Annotated in this window: 1 protein-coding gene; it reads right to left on the reverse strand. The window is 54.8% G+C overall.

All coding sequences use genetic code 11. The features are described from left to right. Positions 1-1,410 (reverse strand): IS1182 family transposase (locus tag ACMV5I_RS29425; protein ID WP_414825965.1); only part of this gene is annotated, 1,410 nt, incomplete at its 3' end. Between the last annotated feature and the right edge of the window lie 18 nt (positions 1,411-1,428).

Here is a 1,428-nt window from a genome sequence, read left to right on the forward strand (position 1 = left end):
GCCTCTATGGGGCTCCTGTCCTTCCATAAGCCCTTTCAGCCACTTATAAACAGCATAAAGAAGCGCCAGCAGCGCCATCTTCTTCATATTTTGCGCTGTCGCCGCAAGCAGACACTGCATCTGCACTTTCGACAGACCGCGGAACCGCGCATATCGATGCCCATGGTGCTGTTTCGCATCCGCGAAGCTTCTTTCAACCGTTTCTTTGCGCCGCGCATACACCTTCTTGCCCCATTTCGTCAGTCGCAACCTGTTCGCTTCCTCTTTCGCCCCTTCCCATACGTGCCGCGTTATCGTTTTCTGTGCTTTGCTGTTCTGCGTGCATTGCCCTCTCTGCTCGCACCGCTGGCACACTGCCGGCTCTGAACGATAATGCCGATAGCCGTTGCGGTCCGTTGTGCCGTATATCAGGAGTTCCTCCGCCGGACACACATACACATCACGCGCCTCGTCATACCTGAAGTGCTTTTTCTGGAAGTCATTCAGCCCTTTGTGTGGCCTGCGATAACCCGGTACCAACGCGATACTCATCTCCTGCGTCAGATGGCACACCGCCGAGGTAAAATAACCCGCATCCACACCCACGGCGACCGTATCAAGGTTGAACCGCTCCACCTGCCGTGCCAGCCTGCCAATGAACGGCTGGCTATCGTGCACATTGCCCGGCGTGACATGGGTATCCATGATGATGCCGTGCTTGCCGTCCACCGTGCGGTGGTCCAGATAGAAGAAGCCCTTTGGCTTGTTGTCCCGGTGCATAAAGCCGCTTTCTGGGTCGGTGATGCTGACTTTGGTGTTTTTAACGGCGTCGTTTTTGGTTGTTTTTCTTGCGGCGGGCAGCGGCTTTTTTTCGCGTTTCTTCCTGTCGGCCTCCACGGCATCATTCAACTGTGTGAAGTATTCACTGACGCCTTCAGGGCGCAGTTCATTCACGGCCTTGCGCGGGTTGGCATCGGCTTTCAGGTGGGTGCTGTCGGTGTAGAGCACACGTCCGTTTGCCATCCCCTGACCCAGAGCCTGTAACACGATATGGTCAAAAATCTGCTGGAAGACATCGCTGTTGTTGAAGCGACGAATGCGGTTCTGGCTCAGGGTTGAGGCGTCGGGGACCTTCTCGGTCAGCCCCATACGCAGGAACCAGCGGTAAGCGACATTGACCTGGATTTCCTTGACCAGACGGCGCTCTGAGGGGACACCGAAGAGGTAGCCCAACAGCATCATTTTAATCAGGCGAACGGGGTCGATTGCGGGTCTGCCATTATCGGGGCAATAAAGGTGAGCAACGGCATCGCGGATAAATTCAAAATCAATGGCGGCATCGATTTTACGGACCAGATGGTCTTCGGGAACCAGTTCATCAAGGGTAATGGTTTCAAACTGGTACTGATGGGGAGAAGGTTCTTTGAGCATGGCAGTCAGTCCGTTTTT

The organism is Serratia sp. T13T92 (assembly GCF_047530105.1).
Lineage (GTDB): Bacteria > Pseudomonadota > Gammaproteobacteria > Enterobacterales > Enterobacteriaceae > Chania > Chania fonticola.